The sequence below is a fragment of the Hungatella sp. genome (assembly GCF_046966825.1).
Map to the genome: position 1 here is coordinate 1 of NZ_JBKVCZ010000005.1, position 20197 is coordinate 20197.

Annotated in this window: 16 protein-coding genes and 2 pseudogenes; 3 read left to right on the forward strand and 15 right to left on the reverse strand. The window is 48.6% G+C overall.

What is annotated here, in order from left to right; translation table 11 throughout:
* From ACLTD4_RS02765 to dpsA, 6 genes and pseudogenes are all read right to left on the reverse strand, one after another.
* Nucleotides 1-616 (reverse strand): annotated as a pseudogene (locus ACLTD4_RS02765) (beta-glucosidase); the annotation flags it as partial.
* A gap of 31 nt (nucleotides 617-647) precedes the next feature.
* Nucleotides 648-2609 (reverse strand): glycoside hydrolase family 2 protein, encoded by a 1962-nt coding sequence (locus ACLTD4_RS02770; RefSeq protein WP_117622241.1) that lies wholly within the window; start codon nucleotides 2607-2609, stop codon nucleotides 648-650.
* A gap of 138 nt (nucleotides 2610-2747) precedes the next feature.
* Nucleotides 2748-4076 (reverse strand): ATP-binding protein, encoded by a 1329-nt coding sequence (locus ACLTD4_RS02775; protein WP_117622240.1) that lies wholly within the window; start codon nucleotides 4074-4076, stop codon nucleotides 2748-2750.
* Entirely contained in the window at nucleotides 4073-4780 is a 708-nt protein-coding gene (locus ACLTD4_RS02780) for a LytR/AlgR family response regulator transcription factor (protein ID WP_002605565.1), read from the reverse strand. Before ACLTD4_RS02780 ends, ACLTD4_RS02775 begins: the two co-directional genes overlap by 4 nt.
* Before the next feature lie 152 nt (nucleotides 4781-4932).
* Nucleotides 4933-5511, reverse strand: a complete 579-nt coding sequence (locus tag ACLTD4_RS02785) for a dipicolinate synthase subunit B (protein ID WP_002605564.1) — start codon at nucleotides 5509-5511, stop codon at nucleotides 4933-4935.
* Between the two features lie 13 nt (nucleotides 5512-5524).
* Complete coding sequence (dpsA, locus tag ACLTD4_RS02790) at nucleotides 5525-6355, reverse strand: dipicolinate synthase subunit DpsA (RefSeq protein WP_025530682.1); 831 nt, start codon at nucleotides 6353-6355, stop codon at nucleotides 5525-5527.
* A gap of 115 nt (nucleotides 6356-6470) precedes the next feature.
* On the opposite strand from dpsA, the gene dapA reads away from it, so the two are divergent.
* A complete protein-coding gene (gene dapA, locus ACLTD4_RS02795; protein WP_117622239.1) occupies nucleotides 6471-7349 on the forward strand; it encodes a 4-hydroxy-tetrahydrodipicolinate synthase in 879 nt (292 codons plus the stop codon).
* Nucleotides 7350-7417: 68 nt separating this feature from the next.
* On the opposite strand, the pseudogene ACLTD4_RS02800 reads toward dapA, so the two are convergent.
* The 7 genes and pseudogenes from ACLTD4_RS02800 to ACLTD4_RS02830 form a co-directional block, all read right to left on the reverse strand.
* Nucleotides 7418-7504, reverse strand: a pseudogene (locus ACLTD4_RS02800) (2-deoxyribose-5-phosphate aldolase); the annotation flags it as partial.
* A gap of 17 nt (nucleotides 7505-7521) precedes the next feature.
* Complete coding sequence (locus ACLTD4_RS02805) at nucleotides 7522-8436, reverse strand: FAD:protein FMN transferase (protein WP_117622238.1); 915 nt, start codon at nucleotides 8434-8436, stop codon at nucleotides 7522-7524.
* Between the two features lie 50 nt (nucleotides 8437-8486).
* Entirely contained in the window at nucleotides 8487-10106 is a 1620-nt protein-coding gene (locus ACLTD4_RS02810; protein WP_055658510.1) for a helix-turn-helix domain-containing protein, read from the reverse strand.
* On the reverse strand, nucleotides 10084-11832 hold the full coding sequence (locus tag ACLTD4_RS02815; protein WP_117622237.1) for a sensor histidine kinase: 1749 nt from the start codon (nucleotides 11830-11832) through the stop codon (nucleotides 10084-10086). Before ACLTD4_RS02815 ends, ACLTD4_RS02810 begins: the two co-directional genes overlap by 23 nt.
* A gap of 42 nt (nucleotides 11833-11874) precedes the next feature.
* A complete protein-coding gene (locus ACLTD4_RS02820) occupies nucleotides 11875-12771 on the reverse strand; it encodes a carbohydrate ABC transporter permease (protein ID WP_055658506.1) in 897 nt (298 codons plus the stop codon).
* A 15-nt stretch (nucleotides 12772-12786) separates the two neighbouring features.
* The gene (locus tag ACLTD4_RS02825) at nucleotides 12787-13716 is read right to left on the reverse strand and encodes an ABC transporter permease (RefSeq protein ID WP_181988611.1); all 930 of its coding nucleotides are present in this window, start codon (nucleotides 13714-13716) and stop codon (nucleotides 12787-12789) included.
* 9 nt (nucleotides 13717-13725) lie between these two features.
* A complete protein-coding gene (locus ACLTD4_RS02830) occupies nucleotides 13726-15255 on the reverse strand; it encodes an ABC transporter substrate-binding protein (RefSeq protein WP_117622236.1) in 1530 nt (509 codons plus the stop codon).
* Between the two features lie 231 nt (nucleotides 15256-15486).
* On the opposite strand from ACLTD4_RS02830, the gene ACLTD4_RS02835 reads away from it, so the two are divergent.
* A complete protein-coding gene (locus tag ACLTD4_RS02835) occupies nucleotides 15487-17070 on the forward strand; it encodes a hypothetical protein (protein WP_117622235.1) in 1584 nt (527 codons plus the stop codon).
* Between the two features lie 15 nt (nucleotides 17071-17085).
* Complete coding sequence (locus ACLTD4_RS02840; RefSeq protein WP_055658500.1) at nucleotides 17086-18009, forward strand: nitronate monooxygenase; 924 nt, start codon at nucleotides 17086-17088, stop codon at nucleotides 18007-18009.
* A gap of 80 nt (nucleotides 18010-18089) precedes the next feature.
* Here ACLTD4_RS02840 and ACLTD4_RS02845 read toward each other — a convergent pair whose 3' ends face one another.
* Both ACLTD4_RS02845 and ACLTD4_RS02850 read right to left on the reverse strand, forming a co-directional pair.
* Nucleotides 18090-19364: an MFS transporter gene (locus ACLTD4_RS02845; protein ID WP_117622234.1), complete on the reverse strand. Its 1275-nt coding sequence runs from the start codon at nucleotides 19362-19364 to the stop codon at nucleotides 18090-18092.
* Nucleotides 19365-19366: 2 nt separating this feature from the next.
* Nucleotides 19367-20197 (reverse strand): MBL fold metallo-hydrolase, encoded by an 831-nt coding sequence (locus ACLTD4_RS02850; protein ID WP_412331104.1) that lies wholly within the window; start codon nucleotides 20195-20197, stop codon nucleotides 19367-19369.

Genomic DNA, 20197 nt, shown 5'->3' on the forward strand with positions numbered 1-20197 from the left:
GTTTATCATATACCGCTGTCATTACCGGATTAACGGTAAAGCCTGCGCCCTCGAACTCAAATTCATCTCCGCTCCAGGAGTCTAGCGTTGCGCCTCTCGTAACCTCGCCGGTGGCAAAGTTATTGTTCAGCGTGTAGGCTATGGTATTCTTAAAATCAGTCTTATTCTGAGTAAGCGCCTGCTCCAGACTGATATAAGGACCCTGTGCCTTGACGCCGAAGCTGGAACCCAACAGCGATACGTGAGAACGGATTCCAAATAACGTCACCTGGGAATTGCCGGCCAGCGGAAGTCCCTGTCCATCTGCGTTGTTGTTCTTAAGCAGTACGGCGCCCTCCGCAGCCTGCTGGCGGTTCAAATCAATGGCTTTCTGAATCAGCGCGTGGGAATTGCCGGTTCCGTCTTCATTGAGAACCTCCGCCGACGGCTGAAACTTATCATATAAAGGGTCATCCTCTGTATTTTCGGAGACGAATTTTTCACTCAAAGTACCGAGAGCGGTATCGATCGTCGCCTTGTAGCTTTCAGCCACAACCCCAATAATAATTGTCAGTGAAAAAATAAATGTAAACAGAGTTGTCAAGCCGCGCCAAAGCGCTCTTTTTTTCATAAACATAACTTTTCCTTCCTTTCAACTGCATATTTTCTTACACCCAATTGGCGCTGGAGGACTTTTTCCTGACCAGCTTATATGCCGGGTTTGGAACCGCGACTTTATGAAAGACAGCGGTATCCCTGCATTCACCGGCTCTCACCTCCAGCGTTACCGTGCCGTTTAAGGGCACACGGAAGTTGAAAACACGGTCTCCTGTCTGTTCCTCCATCAGCTTTCCATCCGCGTACAGCGCGGCCTTTGGCTGATTGGTGTAAACCTTCACAGTAGTGACAGATTCCTCCCGGTCCGCCCTGCGGCGTCCCGCAATGTGCACAAACGGCTCATCACTCCAGTAAGCCTTATAGAGATAGAAGCTGTCCTTTTTGATTTTCCGGTCAAATGTGACCAGCCCCTTGTGGTTCATACCGGCCTCTCCGCCCTGATCTCTGGCATCCGCCGCGAAATCAAACATGTTCCACACATGAGTCGCCCACAGATAGGGGTTGCGTTCAAAGCATTTTAACATGTACTCGTGGTAAACGGTCTGATACTCCTCCGAGTGATCCCCTCTGCGCGGCTTTCCGGAATGCAGGTTCGGCATGGCCTCACATCCGTATTCCGAATACCCCAGACAGCGCTTCGGATACCGGAAATGGAAAAACCGCATCCACCAATCATTCAGGAACAGCCCCGGGACGTACCATCCCAGATACAGATTCCACGATACCAGGTCGGTGATATGCGCAGACCGGTTAAACGGCCCGCACATGGCGTAGCAGGCCAGCGTTGTCAGCCTGGTCGGGTCCATCTCATGACAGAGCTCGTTAAGCTCCCGGTGATTATCCAGCATATCCTTTTTATTCTTTGTGGAGATGGTAATCTCGTTGGAGACTCCCCAGCAGACGATACAGGGATGGTTGTAATTCTGGACAATCAGTTCCTTCATCTGGCTTATGGTGTTCGCTCTTCCATTGGCCATATGTTCGGAAATATAAGGGATTTCCGCCCAGACCACCAGGCCGGACTCGTCGCACAGATCGTAGAAATACTGATCGTGCTGATAATGGGCGAGGCGGACCGTATTGGCCCCAATCTCACGGATGAGCTCCATGTCCTTTTGATGGTGCTCCTTCGTGATGGCATTGCCCAGTCCCTTCCAGTCCTGATGGCGGGATACGCCGCGCAGGGGATAGCTGCGGCCGTTTAAGAAAAATCCTTTTTCCGGGTCCACATGGAAGGTGCGGACACCAAACCGGCAGCGGATCTCATCCACGGTTTTCCCGTGGTACTCCAGGCGCGCGACCGCCGTATAGAGATACGGGTCCTTCAAGCCATCCCATAAGTGCACGGAAGGGATGACCAGTGTGCAGTCCGCTCCGGTTCCGGAGGCGGCTACCGCGCCGTCTGAATCCAGAAGAACGATGCGGATTTCACAATCATCGTCCGGCAGCGCTGCATCGGACTTATTTCCCCCTGCCTCCATCTCGGTAAAGGTCTGGACTCTGACATATCCGTCCAGTTCTTTCACCTGCGGCGTAATACGGATTCCATCCCCGCCGTGATCAGCCAGAGCAAAATGTCTCCGGTTCACCACCATCAGATTCACGTCACGGTATATGCCCCCGTAAAATGTGAAATCCGCTTTCTGCGGGTACACACGGTCGTTGACGCCATTGTCCGCTTCCACAGCCAGCCGGTTTGTCTCCCGCAGCAGATCTGTCACATCCACACGGAATGTGGAATAGCCGCCGTCATGGGTGCACACCAGGGTATCGTTGAAGCATACCCTCGCACTGGCGTTCACTCCCCGGAATTCCAGATAGACCCGTTCCTCACCTTTCAGAAACTCCGGCATGTCCAGCTCCCGTTCATACCTGCATGAACCGCGCCAGTAATTATTACCGCCATCCTGTCCATCCACGCTGTTCCAGGTATGCGGCAGATTCACTGACACGGTCCTTCCATCCGGACCGGTAAACTGCCACCTGTCATTCAAATTCTTCGTTTTTCTCATGCCATTTCTCTTTTCTTTGTGCTAATCCTCCATACTATAACAAGTTTTTTTTCGGAGTGTAAGCATTTTTGTATAAGTGGTCGATTTTAGAACCCAAGTGGTTTTCAGCAAAAAAAATCAGGACTGAGAGGAAATATACTACCTCCTCTCAGTCCTGTCCGCAGCTTTTTTGCCTGCGATCGGAATCAATATCTTCAACGAAAAGATATTTTCCTCCGTGTCAATTTTCATGAAACCATTATATTTTTCTACCGTATAGCGGATACTCTTCAAGCCGAATCCGTGATACCCGTTCCGGGCCTTTGTGCTGACGGGCAGATCGCCGTCAAACTCCAGCCGCCTGCCGAGCGGGTTCATGATATTAATGATCAAAAACTGTTTGCGGACGTACACCAGCACGTCTATCATCCGCATCTCCTGATTCTCCAGCTGCTTTACGCTCTCAATCGCATTGTCAATGGCATTGCCAAACACGGTGTATAGGTCTACCGGGTCAAAGATATCCATCTGGCGGCCATCCGCAATGCAGTTGATCTTGATGCTGCTGGCCGTGCAGAACAGGCTCTTCTCCGTCAGAACCGTATCCAGCACTTCATTGCCGGTCTTCACGATGGAGTCATAGATCTGCACGGAATCTTCCACCTCGCGCAGATATTTGTCCCGTTCCTCCGGACTGGTGATGGCGCGCATGGCGGCAATCTGATGCTTCAAGTCATGGCATTTGCGGTTAATCAGGGTTATGGTCTCCTGGGACAGCTCATACTGCTCCTTCTGCTGATGCCACAGCTGATTTAAGATGTCCAGCTCCTGTTTCATGGCGCTTTTCTTGAACAGCGTGTTCTGAAGGTAGAGAATCAGGACGCAGTAGCACTGGATCAGCAGGATGTTCCATACCCGCACATCAGGATATGGAATGCCGCCCCCTGACCTCAAAAAGCCAAACAGGATTTCAAAAACAATCAGCAAAAACAGCGCCGAGGACAGCTGCCGAGGCCCCACCTGATAGACTCCGTTTTCCGGCATATATCTGACGATTGTGATGCCGGCCATCCCATAGATCACTGCGTAAATCACCACCATGTAGCCGATGGCCGACAGCTGGCCTCCGATCCCCATACTCCTCAGAACAATGAATGCGGACTCATGGGCAATCTGCTGGCTGATGATCGCCCACGCCGCACAGTACACCGCCGCGCCTGGAGGCATGGCCGCGCAGATATAGATAAACAGGCAGCTCAGCAGAAAAACGCCCGACATGGATACCACCGCCGGAACGGTCACTGCCGGAAATGCCGTCCTCCACCAGACTGCAGCCACAGCCACAGCGCAGGTCCCCGCCGTCGCCAGGCCCAGTCTCATCCGGAAATTCGGGCGGTGTTTCAGCGGAATTATATAAAGCACGCATGCCGCCCAGAGCGATACAGCCAGTTCCACATACGTCCATATCGTGATATTTATCTTTGTCATGTCCCCATCCCCATGTAATCCGTCAGCTCAGAAAGAAACGCCGTCTTATTCCTCCTGCTGATCTCCAGTTCATCTCCTGCTACGATGACTATATTTTTGCGTATCTCCGAAACGTACTGCAGATTCACCAGATACCAGTGGTTGCACCGCACAAAATGGCTCTCCTTCAGCGTCTCCTCCGCTCCCTGCAGCGTTCCTCTCACCACGAAAATACCGTCCTCCGTGTGGTAATGCAGCATACGGTTCTGCACCTCCACGTAGTGAATCCGGTCCACCTTGAGCCGTTTGATCCCATCCGGAAGATTTAAGAGAATTTCCTCCGGCTGACGTTTTTTCACCCTTGAGACGGCGCGGTCGAGACGCACGGAGAAGGTGTAATAGTTAATCGGCTTCAGCACGTAATCCAGCGCTCCCACATCGTAACCGTTAATCGCATACTGGGCCATATTGGTAATAAAGACAAGCACCACGTCCTGATCCTTTTTCCGTATCTCCCGTGCCGTCTCCATCCCGTTCAGCTTCCCCATCTCGATATCCAGCAGGATTATGTCAAACCGCGGGCTGTAATTCTCCAGCAGTGCACTTCCGTCGCAGAAGGTCTCTGTCTGAATCTCCCGTTTCTTCTCTGCACTATACTGCCTGATGTATTCCTGAATCTGGTCAATATACACTTTTTCATCGTCCACTACAGCAATTTTCAGCATACCCCGTTACCTCCTGACACATAACCCGCCTCTGTTTTCATCCGTTCATTATAACATGTCCGATTTATTTTGCATAGAAAAAATGGCGGCACAGCCGGAAAGGCCCTGGACATTCCAACGTCCAGGACCTCCGCTGCCTCCGGAAAATCCTTTTATAAAATGACCGGCTGGATCTGTTTTCCTTCCAGCGCTTCTTCCAGGGTTCTGACAATCTGATCCGTCCTGGCAATCATGGAATTGGGCTTTTTAATCGCGTTATCCTGGCCGAATGGCACGAAATAAATGTTTTTAATATTAAAAAGCTGGCCGATATTTTTAAAATTAATTCCCAAAGCGTCGTTGGTGGAAATCGAGATAACCAGGGGCTTGGAGTTTCTCAAATGGGCTTTTGCAGCCATGAGGACAGGGGTGTCGGTTATGCCGTTGGCCAGCTTTGCCAGGGTGTTCCCCGTACACGGTGCAATGAGAAGAATATCCAGGTAGCCCTGCGGACCAATCGGTTCGGCATCCTCCAGCTTCAGAATGGGGGGATTGCCGGTCAGGTCGGAAATGTGGCTGATAAACTCCGTGGTATCTCCAAAACGTGAATCGGTAGTCTGCACATTTGTGGAGATAATGGGATAGATGGAGGCGCCTTCCGCCATCAGAGCGGTGACTGCCTCTTCCATCTTACTAAAGGTACAGAAAGACCCGGTGATTGCCAGGCCGATTTTTTTTCCTTCTAATTTCATATAAACTCCTTTACTATAAGCTTTTCATGACAGCCTTTAACAGAATTTCAGCCGCCGCCTTCGGCGCATAGGCGCCGGGGAGCCCGGGACATAGTCTGGCGTTTATTTCCCGGCTCTTACATGCGGTAAAATCCACGCCGCCAGGGGCAGAGGCAATGTCAATGATGGTGACATCAGGCCTCATAAGGCGGATTTCGGCTTCACGGATGACTGGTGCGGGTATGGTATTGAATATAAAGTGATACTCGCCTATATCCTGTGAGATTTCGGACAGAGGCTTTGTCTTAAGCCCAAGCGCAGTCCCGAAGGCCAGCTGGACCGGATCTCTGTCGGCCACTGTGACATCCGCGGACAATCCCTGTAATTTACAGGCAAGCGTTTTTCCGCAGCGGCCGAAGCCTGTGACGAGACACCGGCTTTGGTGAAGGCAGTCCGGGCTCAAACGGATCGCTTCCGCAATCGCCCCTTCCGCTGTGGCTATGGTATTTTCTAAGGTTATTTCCTCTATCTCCAGAAAGTCAAAGTATGGGATTTTATGCTCTTTGGCGTGGTCTTTTACAAAGTCAGGTATATTTCCGCCGAACAGGGTATTGTCAGGCGTTAAGTGTCTTAAAAGGTCCGTGATCTTTAAGGAATCTTTCTGGTCCGTGGAAAAGATGGTCTTGCCATCCTTTGTAAAGGGTACGGGACACAGAAGGACGCTGCTGGCTTTTATGGCTTCTTCCAGAGAAAGGTTAAGCCTGCCTAAGTCGGCGGATGTAACGGTGGGTAACCCCTGTTGCTTTAACATGCGGCCCAGATAAATCTGTCTTAAATCGCCGCCCAGAATCAAATAATTATTCATGAACTTCACTCTCCATAGTGATTTTATATGAGGAAAAAAACTGGTTTGTGCAAGGAACAGACCGGGAGAGTTTGTCATATTTTACATCAAGGCATTGAATCAAAGGGAAGGTAAGATGATTTTTGAAGGATCTGCAGCAGCAGTTGTGACACCAATGGCCGAAAATGGCGCTATCGATTTTGAAGCAATGGGAAAATTATTGGAATTTCAACTGGAGAATGGAACTGACGCCATTGTAGTAAACGGGACTACCGGCGAATCCTCCACGCTTCAGGATGAAGAGAAATATAAGCTTATTGAATTTACCGTGAAGCGGGTTCATGGAAGGGTGCCTGTGATTGCAGGCGCAGGAAGCAACAATACCGCTCATGCAGTGGAATTATCGAAAAAGGCGCAGGAGCTTGGCGCGGATGGGCTTTTAGAGGTGACGCCTTACTACAACAAGACCTCGCAAAAGGGACTGATCGCCCATTTTACAGCCGTGGCGGACAGCGTTTCCATTCCGGTCATCCTCTATCATGTGCCCAGCCGTACCGGCATGACCATGGAACCGGAGACCTGCAAAGTGCTTTCACAGCATCCGAATATCCAGGCTGTCAAGGAGGCGGGAGGCAATATCTCCCACGTCGCCCGGATCGCCTCTCTGTGCGGGGAAGACCTGGATATTTATTCGGGAAATGACGATCAGACGGTTCCTGTTCTTTCTCTGGGAGGCAAAGGCGTGATCTCTGTCCTGGCCAATATCATGCCGCGGGAAACCCATGAAATGTGCAGACTTTTCTTGAATGGACAGGAAAAGGAGAGCTTAAGACTGCAGTTAGACCTGCTGGATTTGATGAATGCCCTTTTCCTGGACGTCAATCCGGTGCCTGTTAAGGCGGCCTTAAGCCTGATGGGAATGTGTGAGGAAAATTACAGGCTGCCTCTCATCAGAATGAGTGCCGCTGACAAGGCAAAGCTGTCGGAAACCATGAAGAGGCATTCCCTGATTTAGAAAAACGCGAAAGGGGGTCCTGAAAGCCGTAATCGTACGGCCAGGACACCCCTTAATTTTCTTTTTTCCATCAGTATGACGCCGTTCCCTGCACCAATTCTGTCGGCTCCGGCTTCTGTCATGGCCTTCGACTGCTCACACGTACGAATACCACCTTCATAAGACGATGATATTATTTTAATGTATTAGAATAACTCACAATTTTGCCATCCACAGCCCTCTCCGCCAGGTAATCCACGCAAATTCCACTCTCTTCCCGCAGCGAACGTAATACCGCCTCCCCCTTCTCTGCACCCAAAACATACAGTGCTGTCGAAAGCATATCTGCATAAACAGCCCTGTCACAGATTACCGTCACACTGGTAAATTCAGATTCTACCGGTTTGCCGGAGGCCGGATCGATCAGGTGGCCATATACTCTGCCATCGCGTTCCATATAATGTTCATACCAGGAAGACGTTGAAACAGCCTGGTCCTTTACAGAGACAATTGCCATCATTTTTTCCGGATCCTCCGGCCCGCGCACACCGATTCTGTATGTATCCCCCATAACATACAAATTCCCCCCGAAATCCAGGCACGCCTGCTCCACATGATAATCTTTTAAATAGTGTATGATATAGTCGATTGCCAGTCCCTTCCCAACAGCCCCTGGATCTATGGTAATTCCTTCGATATCTATAATTGCGGCTCGTTTATCCGGAAGCAGCCTGATATGATGGTACCCGGTCCTGTTTATAAAGTCGGTAAGCTCCTTTTCTGCTGGAATGCGGACCTCCCCTGAACCGATTCCCCATCTCTTAACCACTGCTCCAACCGTGGGATCGAAGGCTCCATTACTCCGTTTCGCCATGCTTAAACTGGTATCCAGAAAATCATACAGAAGTGCGGTTACCTCATACGGCTGTCCCGGTCTGTAATCCCGGCACATCACCGACAACTCGGATTCTTCGTCATACATATTCAATGTCTGCTCCACTTGAAGTGCAAGATCGCGGCAGCCGGCCAGAAGTGTGTTGACCTCCGGTCGTTCCTCGATCCGAACCATGCAGTATGTCTCATAAGCATAGAAATTTACTTCCCGCATCTTCGCTTTTTCATTTCCGGATCTCCCACTCCGCTCTCCCCTTTTCTCTTTTATTTCTTATCCCTCCGGTCAGCACTTTGACAGTTCTTCCTATATTCATTGGGTGACATACCAGTCTTCTCTTTAAATACCTTAGTGAAATAAGCAAAATTATCGTAGCCTGCCTGCGATGATATAACACTCACCGGCGTTCTGGTCGTAGAGAGCAGATCTTTCGCCAGATCAATCCGTTTTTGTATCAGATAACTGCTGATGGACAGCCCCATCTCCTTTTTAAACAGGCGGGACAAATAATCAGGATTTAAAAAGACCAGACGGCTCAAATCATCCCGTGATAAGTTTTCCTGAAAATGGTGGTCCATATAGTCCCTGATCGTATCTACAATCGTATGGGGGCGCTCTACTACATCTTTATATTCCATTGCCTTGGACAGAAGATACTCCAGATACTGTATCATATTATGGGAGGAGAGTGCTGCTCTTCCGTAGATCTTATTGTTTTCCTCATTGTCAAACAGCATGTGGGCGTATATATTCATAGATCCCAGCCAGGAATACACCATCTGGGTGAGATCCAGTCCCAGCTGCTGCAAATTTCTGGAACTAAGCTTCTGCTGACCGGCCAGAATATCCAGGTAACGTTCCACCGCTTCCTTCAGTTCTCCTGTCTGTCCATATTTCATCATATCCCACCAATTTTTAAGGTCCGGTACCTCATACATCATGCTGACGGGCTCGTACTCCTGAAGGTACAGAACCTTCTTTTTATTTCGCGGCGATTCATACATCATGGTATAGATACAGCTCACATCTTCATAAACAAGGTTTGCAGTACTCCACATACCCACTCCGCAGAGCACATTCAGTTCCGCCTTCCCCATTCCCTCCATAAAGAAATCCATAAAGCGTTCTACATCACGCCTCAATACATCCGGATCTGAGTTCATTCTGGCTCTCAGCATAAGAAAATACGTATGATCTGATATTTTTGTATGGAATTCATATGCCTCCACACCATCTTCTGTATTATCTTCCAGACACTTCGTACACAAAGCATCTACCGCATCCGCCAACCCTGCATATGACTCCGCCACATCACGGACCATCTGTATTACAATTGGAAGAAATACCTTTCCACGTATGTAATCGAGGCCACATTCCTCTATTTTGCAGTTTAACTCTTCCTCATCTGATGAAGCGTCCCTTGCCAGCACACCAGTCCAGAAATACTCCACAACATTCTGACGGTTCTGTTCCCAGTACCGGCTGCTCTCTTTAAACGCCTCATTCTGCCTGCTCTTTAAGGACCGCTCTACCGCCAGGACTACTGCCTTTTCCAGCTGTCCATACTCTACGGGTTTTAGTATATATTCCAGGCTCTCAAGCTTAATCGCCCTCTGTGCATATTCAAATTTGGCATAGCTGGTGAGAAAGATCGCCTGAATCGGAAATCCCTCCTCCCGAATCCATTCCAACAGGTCAAGCCCCGTCTCCTGAGGCATCTCAATGTCACAAATCATGACATCGATCGGATTGGAAGACAGCACCTTCTTAGCCGCAGGAACCCCCAGCGCTTGGAAAGCCTGGTCGATATGCAGCCGCTCCCAGTCTAAATTACGTTCGATCCCCTCAATTACATGAAGATCATCATCCACAATCAGCAGATTCATCCGGCTCATCCCCCTTTTTTAAAGCCGCTTTTACGGTATATGGAATATGAATATCGACAACAGCGCCCTTTACCGGTCCGTTGTAGAAACTGATACTGGCCCTGTCACCATAAGTATAGTACAGACGTTTAATCGTATTCGATATACCGATATGCCCTGTTTCCTCCTCCATATATTTTTTCTGGTCCGTCAGCTGCTCCAGTATCTGCGAAGAAAATCCAGGCCCGGTGTCTGTAATACAAATATTTGTATAGGGAATCCCGTTCATTTCCTCTGAAAATACGGTAACCGTAATTTGTAAAACGGAATCTAAGTCAACAGCATACTTTATACAATTCTCTACAAACGTCTGGATTACCAGCGGCGGTATTCTGGCCTCCCTCGTCTCCTCCTCCTGCTCCAGATAGTAATCAAACGCGTGCTCAAATCTTAGCTTCTGAATCTCTAAGTAATGGCCGATATGCTCCAGTTCTTCCCAGATACACACAAAATCCCGGCCATTATTAAATAAATACCTCATATATTCGGCTGTCATGACCGACATCCTGCTGGCCTGGGTGTATTTGCCCAAATCGATTGTATTGTAGATAAAGTTCAGACAGTTCAAATAAAAATGCGGTTCAATCTGAAGCTTTAAGTACTCCATATACATCAGCTGTTTCTTTATTTCTCCTTCGTACACCTCATCCTGCAGCATGCTGATCTTTTGCAGCAATTGCCGGAATTCTGCATTGGCCTGCTCCAGTTCCGACAACTCACTGCTGCTTATCTCCTCCAGTCCTGTCTTGCCCCGGCTTAACCGCTCCAGATTATTGGAAAACTTTTTGATAGGTTTTAACACTTTATTATACAAAAAATAAATACTGCACAGTGTAATGAAAAGCATGGCCAGTGCCAGAAAGACAAGCCCCATCTGCATCAGAAATGTCTTTTGAAACAGCCCGTAATCATGAACAGTCAAACGCACAGAAAACGGCAGATTGCTGAACCGCCGTTCGATCGTGATCGTATCCGGCTCCATTGTACGCTCCCCTGCAATGCGCCGGTTATTCTGGTCAAAGAGCAGAGCTGTGGTTTTTCCGTCTTTTACCGCATTTTCCAGCGGCGCGATAAGGTCGGCCGGCCGGATCCAACATCCAACATAGACTTCCCGGATGCTGTAAAATTTAATAATATAATTGCAGCCGCCGCTTCCCTCAACAAACTGCCAGTACTGGCTCCCGGAGTTGGGGATCAGCATCTCTCCCTCCAGCCTGTGTGTGATATCATCCCGGTACTGCTCCCAGACATCCTGTCCCAGTTTATCATTCGCATTGGCACCGACATACTGTTTTCCCTCCGGAAAAAAGGCAAAAAACTGATACTCGCTTCCATACTCCATGGAATACATGCGAAAAGCATCCCGCAGTTTTCCAATAAAGTAATTCCGAAAGGCGATGTTATCAGTTGTCTTAATGCTGTTGATATAGGAATCCAGCTCGATCTCCGTCTCGCCTTCTCCCAGAATCAGCATGCTCATACGCCGGTTGATGTTTGTGACTGTATTCTCAATCTTATCAATATAGAAGTCCACAAATGTCTCGGCATAGCTCACAATCTGCTTTTTAAAGTAATAGGTACTGGCCACGCTGATACCGATATAAAGGGCAGAAAGAGGCACGAGAATCATCATCAGCCGCCTTAAACGGCTGGATATTGAATTCCCGGTCCTCTTTTCTGTCCTCATAGAAAGTCCTCCCCCTGATGCAACGCATCATCTGCTAACATCTTAACCTTTGACAGCTCCCATCGCAATACCCTTGGAAAAGTATTTCTGCAAAAATGGAAACAACACCAAAATCGGAATCATGGCCACAAATGCAATTGCCATCCGGACAGAAACCGTTGGTAGTTTAGCCAGAATATCTGAATTAGAGCCAACCTGGCTGGAGTTTAGGTACTGGATATCTGTCACCACTTTATTCAGGAAGTTCTGAATACTATAGAGTTTTTCTCCGTCATAACCAGTCAGGTAGTAAAGGCCGTTGGTCCAGTCATTCCAATAGCTGAGACCCGAAAACAATGCCATGGTTACCGCTATTGGTTTTCCCAGCGGCAGAATAATACTGCCAAATATCTTGAACTGACTCGCCCCGTCAATTTCCGACGCCTCAAACAGTTCCGTGGGAATACTGGTGCTGTAATACGTCCTCATCAAAAGTACATTCATCGTGTGCATCAAAAGATTGGGAACAATCAGGGCAAAAATAGTATTTTTCACGTTAAAAGCTGAGGTATACATCAGATACGTCGGTACCAGTCCGCCGTTAAACAGCAGTGTGAATACCACATAAAAGGTAAAAATCCGTTTTCCCGGCAGATCCTTTAGGGAAAGAGGATATGCCAGCATGGCCGAGATCATCACATTGATACTTGTACCAACCACAGTGACAAACAAGGTAACCGCATACGCCCTGAATATCTTTTTTCCCTTCATAACAATGTATTCATAAGCATACAGACTGAATTTCTCCGGAAAAAAGGAATATCCGTTCAGCACCAATGTATTCTCTTCCGTTACGGAGGAGAGAAACACGAGTACAAAGGGAAGTACCGCCATAACGGTCACGAGAATCATGACGGTATGGGAAATCAGATTAAATATTTTCTGGTCTTTTGATCTCATATCTTCCCCTCCCCCTTAAAATAATGCGCTGTCCCGGTCAATTTTTCTAACGATAAAGTTGCAGATTAAAATCAGCGTAAACCCAACCAGCGACTGGTAGAAGCCCGCGGCTGATGCCATGCCAATATTTCCAAGTTGAAGCAGGCTCCTGTATACATACGTGTCAATTGTATTGGTCACGTCAAACAAGGCACCCGAATTCATCGGAATCTGGTAAAACAGGCCAAAATCAGAGTAAAAAATTCTTCCGATATTCAACAGGACCAGAGTAATTATCGTGGTCTTCATACATGGCAGTGTTATAAATTTTATCTGCTGCCATTTTGTCGCCCCGTCTAACTGTGCGGCTTCGTAATACCCCGGCGAGATTCCGGCCAGTCCTGCAATAAATACCAGGCAGTTATATCCCACTCCCTTCCAGGCGTTTACCAGAATCAGGATAAAAGGCCAGTACTTTGGCTCCATGTACCAGGAAACAGGAGATTTTCCCATTGGTTTTAATATACTGTTGTTAATCATTCCCTTGTCCGGGCTTAACAGTGCATAGACGATATAACCGATAATAACAATGGACATCAGATAAGGAAGCAGCACCGCTGACTGATAGATCTTCTTGCAATACTTATTTTTCATATCGTTAATAAAAATTGCAAACGTCAGGCTCAAGCCGGTATTAATTGCTATGAATGCCACATTGTACAGCAGTGTGTTTCGTGTAATAATAAAGGCATCCGGTGTCTTGAATAAATATGTAAAATTTGAAAGCCCTGCCCATGGGCTGTTCATGATACCCACACGGAAATCCACCTTTTTAAAGGCAATTACCAGCCCGAATATGGGGATATAATTATTGATAAACAGATAGATCAGCCCTGGTGACATCATAACAAATATAGGAATCCATTTTTTCCACCGGAACTTTCTTTTTCTCACTTTTTCATCCATGGTATTTTCCTATTGAGCTGCAAGCCACTCATCAAACTGCTTCTGTTTCTCTTCAATCAGCTTGTTCAGCCCCGCCTGCTTTAAGGCTTCTTCGTACTGAGGAAGATATTCATCTGGATCCACAGCGCCGGTTTCCAGGGAAATGCGGTATTTCTCCTGTACATTTTTCAGTGCCGTAAGCTCTGTCTCTACAGGCTCTGTATTATAGGCAAAGCCAAAGCCCTTCGATTTCTTCCCCTCTTTATTAAACTTTAACATCTGCTCAAATACATCCGGATCATATACGCCTTCCCAACTGCTGGCCATAAACTGATTGGGAAGGGCCCAGGACAGCTGTGCATGATACGTTGCATTATTAGAGTCCACACCTTCCGGCCAGCTGACCACATTCTGTTCTTTGTCGACGTATACCCAGTCTTTCCCTTCTTCACCCCAGTTTAACAGCTGTGCAACCTCTTCACTTCCATATAAGTAATCCAGAAGCTGCATGGCTTTATCCGGGTTCTGAGAATTAGTGGCGATTCCGTAATCCGCATTGCTGGTAGCTCCCGATAATGCTCTGTGCTCCCCTAAAAACGCATAAGCCATATCTACGCCGCCAAACTGTTTGGGAGACATGGGATGCCAGACCATGATTGCGGAAAATGTACTGCCCGCCTTAAATGCAGATTCGAACTGGACCGTAGTAGTTGCCGCATCCTGATTGATGTATCCGGCCTGGTACCATTTATGGAACAGTTCGCACTTCTCCTTATAGGCCTCGCTCTGGGTAACCGGTATAATTGTAGTGGTATCCTGCCCGCTGTTATCCAGAACGGCGATTCCGTCAATCAGAGGATCAATCACGCTGAGCTGGCGTGAAATCGGCAGCTGGTCCGCACAGATGTGAACTGGTGTCATAGTCGGCTCTTTCTCCTTAATCATAGCCAGAACCGGCTCCAGATCCTCAAGCGATTTGATGCTCTCTACATCAATGTCATATTTTTCTACCATGTCTTTTCTCATTCCGATTGCCGGAATATTACCTACTTCATTTAAATTAGGGACGCCAAACACAAAACCACCTATGTTGGCAGACTTCGCCTCATCCTCCCAGTATTTCTTAATATTGGTTCCATATTTATCAATAAGATCACTCAAATCTATAATCTGGCCATTATTCATGAAACCAATTGCCGAGGAGGCATCCAGGTAAACGAGATCCAGGGGTTCCCCGCTGGTCAGCATCAGCTGCCTCTGCTGATTTATACTGCCATACGGCGCTACCAAAAGATTCAGCTTCATATTCAGATCTCTGACCAGAATCTCATTTACCTTCTCCATAATTCTCGGAAGGTCCTCCTGCTGCTCCCCCTGAGTCAGCATGGTAACCACATATGGTTCTTCCTTTTCCTCTCCCTTCGTCTGCGCGGTTGTTGCCTCGCCTGCTGCCGGCTGGCTCTCTGCCTGTTTCCCACCGCCGCATCCGGAAAGCAGGCTCACGATCATCATACTGCTAAGTGTAAAGCTGGCGATTCTCTTCAGGGTTCTTTTTTTCATATTATTTCCCCTTCCTTTCTTTCGTTGTATATTCAGTATAAACAGGTGGAAGGCCACTATTCTATAACTTTTTTGACTTGATTTTCTACTTTTATGACATTATAACATAATATCGCCCTATATGTCAGAATACTTATAATTCAAGTCAGTTCAGTTATAGAATTTCAATCTTTTCTGGATTATGCTCAATACAAATGAGAAATACTCAAGAAAAAAAAGGAGGATTTTTTAATGAAACAACGGGAAAAAACAGTATCTATTTTAGATCGCCTCTCCTGGAGCGTACAACCGCCAAAAGGATTAATCAAGGGCTGCTACTATAGGGAAGAAGCCAGATTCTCTTCCTGCTTTAACGGCGATCTCGGACACTTAGGCGTCCTCGAAGTAGTGGTAGATGACGGACGCATCGTCATGGTAGAATTCAATGAGCAGTGCAGCCCCACTTACTATATGAGACATTTTCAAAATGTGGACAAGCGCCTGTCTGACTACGGTTTCTTCCAGGCTTCCAAAGAGCGTACCGCAGTCACGGGAGTCGTTCTGGTCAATGGAATCACAAGTGTAGAAAAACAGATGGTCGCCGCAAACCGTCTGACCGGAGACTTTGATCTGGTAGCCGGCGCCTCCAACAGCATTAAGCGTTCCATGCTGCCTCTCGCTGAAAAGATAGCTGCCCGCATGACGATTCCCAGTCCGGCCAGATATTACGGTCTGGCGAAAGAACTGGAGCTTGGTGTAACCGGAAGACTTCAGATTGTGGTTGAAGCAGGTAAAATTGTACGTCTCTTTTATGATGAGATATTTGCGGACACGCAGGAAGAGATTGCAGATCCGGAACTAAAGCAGTATTACAGACAGTCAAAATATCATTGTCCCGACTATATTTCTACTAGCGGTGCAGGATTTAATAACTTATCCGATCTTATTACCACGAGCGTTTTAAAGCATCAGAATTTGCTCGGTTTGATTGACCTCCCCTATACAGAGGGAGACAACAGGGCTCCCGAATGGGACCGGTACTTATCCCTGGCCCGTCCGCTTCAGGAGGAAATGGAAAAAGACGGCGTATGGAAGCCTGCCGATTACATACCCGTACTCGATTCCACGGTTTTATCCGTGCAGGTGATGACGGCCGATGACGGCCGCCCGCTTCACCTACTTGAACTGGAATACCCGGATTTTACATATGTGCCTGGGCAGTTTGTGATGATTCAGAATCAGGGAGACGGTTTCCACTGGTCTTATCCATACATGATTTACGAAGGAACTGACCGCGGTCTAAAGGTGATCGTTGCAAAGAACTCTTCACTTTTTCCTCTCGCTACCGGCGCTGAGACCGCCATATGGGGAGCCAACGGAATTGGCTGTGCCCCCGGCACAAACGCCGTGTTTGTGGCAGAACCTGCTACGATTCATTTACTGGCTCCGCTCATCCACGCCTGCACAACACCAACTTTGTTTCTGATTGGTTCCGAAAGCGCGGTTCCCAAAGAACTGCTTCCTTCCATTACCCACTTCGTATCCGACGGGGCCCAGGCGCTGAAATATCTGACGGACGGATCCGATGCCGTATATATGGCTCTCAACGTACCGATGCTCGAATCCATTATGAACTGCGCCGATGATTCCTTAAAGGAGCGTACAATGGTATTTGCCAGTACCCGGATTGGGTGCGGGATCGGCGCCTGTAAGTCATGCTACTTACACAGCCCGGATATCCAGATGGGCATCCCTGTATGCTGCAACGGACCGTATCTGCCATTTAACATGATCGATTTTGAAAAAGACCGGAAATGTTTTCAGACTTTTAAATAGGAGGGACCACAAATTATGAATTTAAATGTAACAATCCCATCTTCCATAGGAGATATCCGCTTAAAAAATCCGCTTATGCCCGCTGCGGCTACGCTGGGAAACTTAATCGAACACGCAAAGTACTTTGATTTGAATGAACTGGGTGCCATGATGCCAAACTCCATGTTCATAGACAGCGGATCACCTACCATGGCAAAAAAAATATGTAAGACCAATAATGGATTTATCAGTGCTCTCTCTAAAAACAACATGAGCATTTTTGAATTCGAAAAAGAGATACTGCCACATCTTCCCTGCGAGACCACACCGCTTATTATTGACATGAAAGCCATTGATAAATATCAGATGGAAGAACTGGCCGCCTCTATCGAACAGATGGACCGGATTATGGGCATTGAAATCAACTTGAATTGTCCCTACGGACCCGGAACTCCCTACTGGAAAAATCCAGTTGAATTAAAAGATCTTGTAGCCCGCGTCCGTGCAGCAGCCCCGCGCAAATGGCTGATCGCCAAGGTGCCAGGCGGCGACATTCCTGTAGAGGAAATATCGGTAGCCTGTCAGGAGGGAGGCGCCGATGCCATAACCAGCTACAGCAGCCTAAACGGTTCCTGTATTGATATCCAGACCGGAACATATCGCTGCGGCGGAGGCGGCTCCGGTGGATTCTCCGGCCCGGCCTTTAAACCGGTGGGAATCCTGATGTGCCGCAGAGCGGCTGCAGCCGTAGATATTCCCGTCATTGGAATCGGCGGTATTTCATGTGCAGAGGATGTGATCGAATACATCATGGCAGGGGCCTATGCGGTACAGGTTGGATCTGCCAATCTTTCCAGGCCAGACTTTATGCATCGCCTGTTGAAGGATTTAGAAGTGCTGGCCGGACAAATGGGAATCTCATCCTTCGAAGAGATTCGTGGTACTGCCAGAATCGAATAATCGTACAGTAAAAGAGGGGGATAAAAAGTCATAAACTGAGTGAGTCAGACTTTTTATTCCCCTCTTATTCCGTTTCCATTCTATCTTCCGGTCTTCGCCTTGTACTTCCACCCAAACACCCCCAACGCCCCAACGCCCATCACCGTTAGCGCCAGCCACACCAAAAACACGCTGTTCCACCCCAGTCCCAGCTGGATAACCAGCCCGGAAAACACGGAGGACAGACCGGCGGCCACATAGGAGCAGAAATCCAGCAGCCCCGATACGAAGCTGGCCCGGTTGGCCCTTGCGAAGCGAAGCGGAAATACTCCCAGCAGAATCGTATTTACACCGTACATCACGGCGCTGACGCCGCCTAATAAAAGTACCCCGGCAGCCAGCGATTTTCCCATAAAGACGCGAAGCCCGGCCAGGATAAATACCGATAGGATCATCATAATCACCACCAGCGTCTCTTCCTTCAGAAGCCGTTTTCTCTGAATCATTCCCACCAGGGTGATGCCCATAAAATTCATCACCGGTATAAACAACAGCAGGAACGAGGCCGTACCGGCGTCCACGCCATAGATATCCTGTATCATGGTCGGTCCCCACAGGCCAATTCCATCCTTGATCACCCCCTGCGCCAGGCAGGCGAGTATAATCCAGATCAGGCCGGAAGCCAGAATAAACTTCCCAAGCCGGTTTCCGATGCCCGAAGAGGAGTCCGTATGTTCCAGAAATGCCGCGGACGGTTTCATCACCCGAACGCTCTGAAAATCCGTAAATCCGGCTTCCACTGCCGTATTTTTTACATACGTCTTCCACAGCAGCGCAAACAGAATCAGGGCGAAGCCAGGTATTAAAAATACCCACTGCCAGGATGCCGCCCGGATAATAAAGCCACAGATCCCCCAGCCGGCCAGCGTTCCTCCCACCATGGAGGTGGACAGCCACACCGCGGCTCCCGCGTGCTGTTCCTCGTAAAACCAGTGGGCAATCAGACTGATCATATTGCACCAGATGGCGCTCTGCGCGAATCCGTTCACCGCCCATAAAAGGATGATGATCCATATGTTGTGGACGAATCCGATAGCCACATTCGCAGCGCCCGACACCATCAGCCCAAAAAATACCTGATGCCTGTTGTCCAGATAATCCCCCGCATAACCGTTGACCAGCTTCCCCACCGCATAGACCCAGAAAAACACGCTCCCGGTCAGGCCGATCACCGCGGCGCCGCTGGCAAATTCCAGCGCCATGGCGTTCATGGCCACGGATAGATTCAGCCGCCCGAAATACGTCAGGAAATAACCGGTCCAGCAGAACAGAAATACTTCCTTCTGCTTTCTCCTTAAACGTTCCCCCATTTCCATGATCAGAATCCCACCGTCATACCATCATATGCCACCACGAATCCGTCCTCGCGGACACAGTCCACGATCTCTTCGTGCATCAGCTTTCCATTGTGAGAGAAATGGTTGATCACAAACACCGTGTTCTCTCCGGCGCATCCCTCACGAATCATGCGTGCTTTTGCATTCCGGTTGTCAGGCAGCCCCATGTGATAATTTCCGTCGGGCGCCTCCACATTGGTACAGTCGAAGCTGACAAGGCTGATCATTTTCCCTCTTAAATAATCCCATGTCTCTTCCGGGTAGCTTCCCGAATCATGGCCATAGAAGAGACATTTTCCGTCCTTTTCCAGCAGGTATACGAGGCAGTTTTCATCCTTTGCATGGTTGGCCGCCAGCGGCGTCACCACGTATCCGGAAGGCAGTGTTACCGGTTCGAGGGGCCTTACCCGCTTAAAATCCAGCTGTGCGTGAAGCGTAGGGCTGTCGTTCATCTCCATGGCCACCCGGTATGCCGCTTCCACCTTATCATTTCCATAGACCGTGAGAACCGGTGCTCCGGGCTGGTGCGCGTATGGCTCGCCGCGCATCAGCAGCTCCATGGGATAAAAATGATCCTGATGAGAATGGGTAATCAACACCGATTCGACCGCGTCAATCGTTATTCCCTCCCGCAGGACATGGAGATACGTATCGGGCGGAAGATCGATGAGAACCGTATTATCCACAATGGCCTGGGAGCGGGTCCTGATATTCTTTCCTCCCAGCGCCCTCGCCCTCTTACACGCCTCACAGGTACAGAACACGGCCGGCCATCCTTCTGCGGCGGCCGTGCCCAGATATTTAATTTCCAT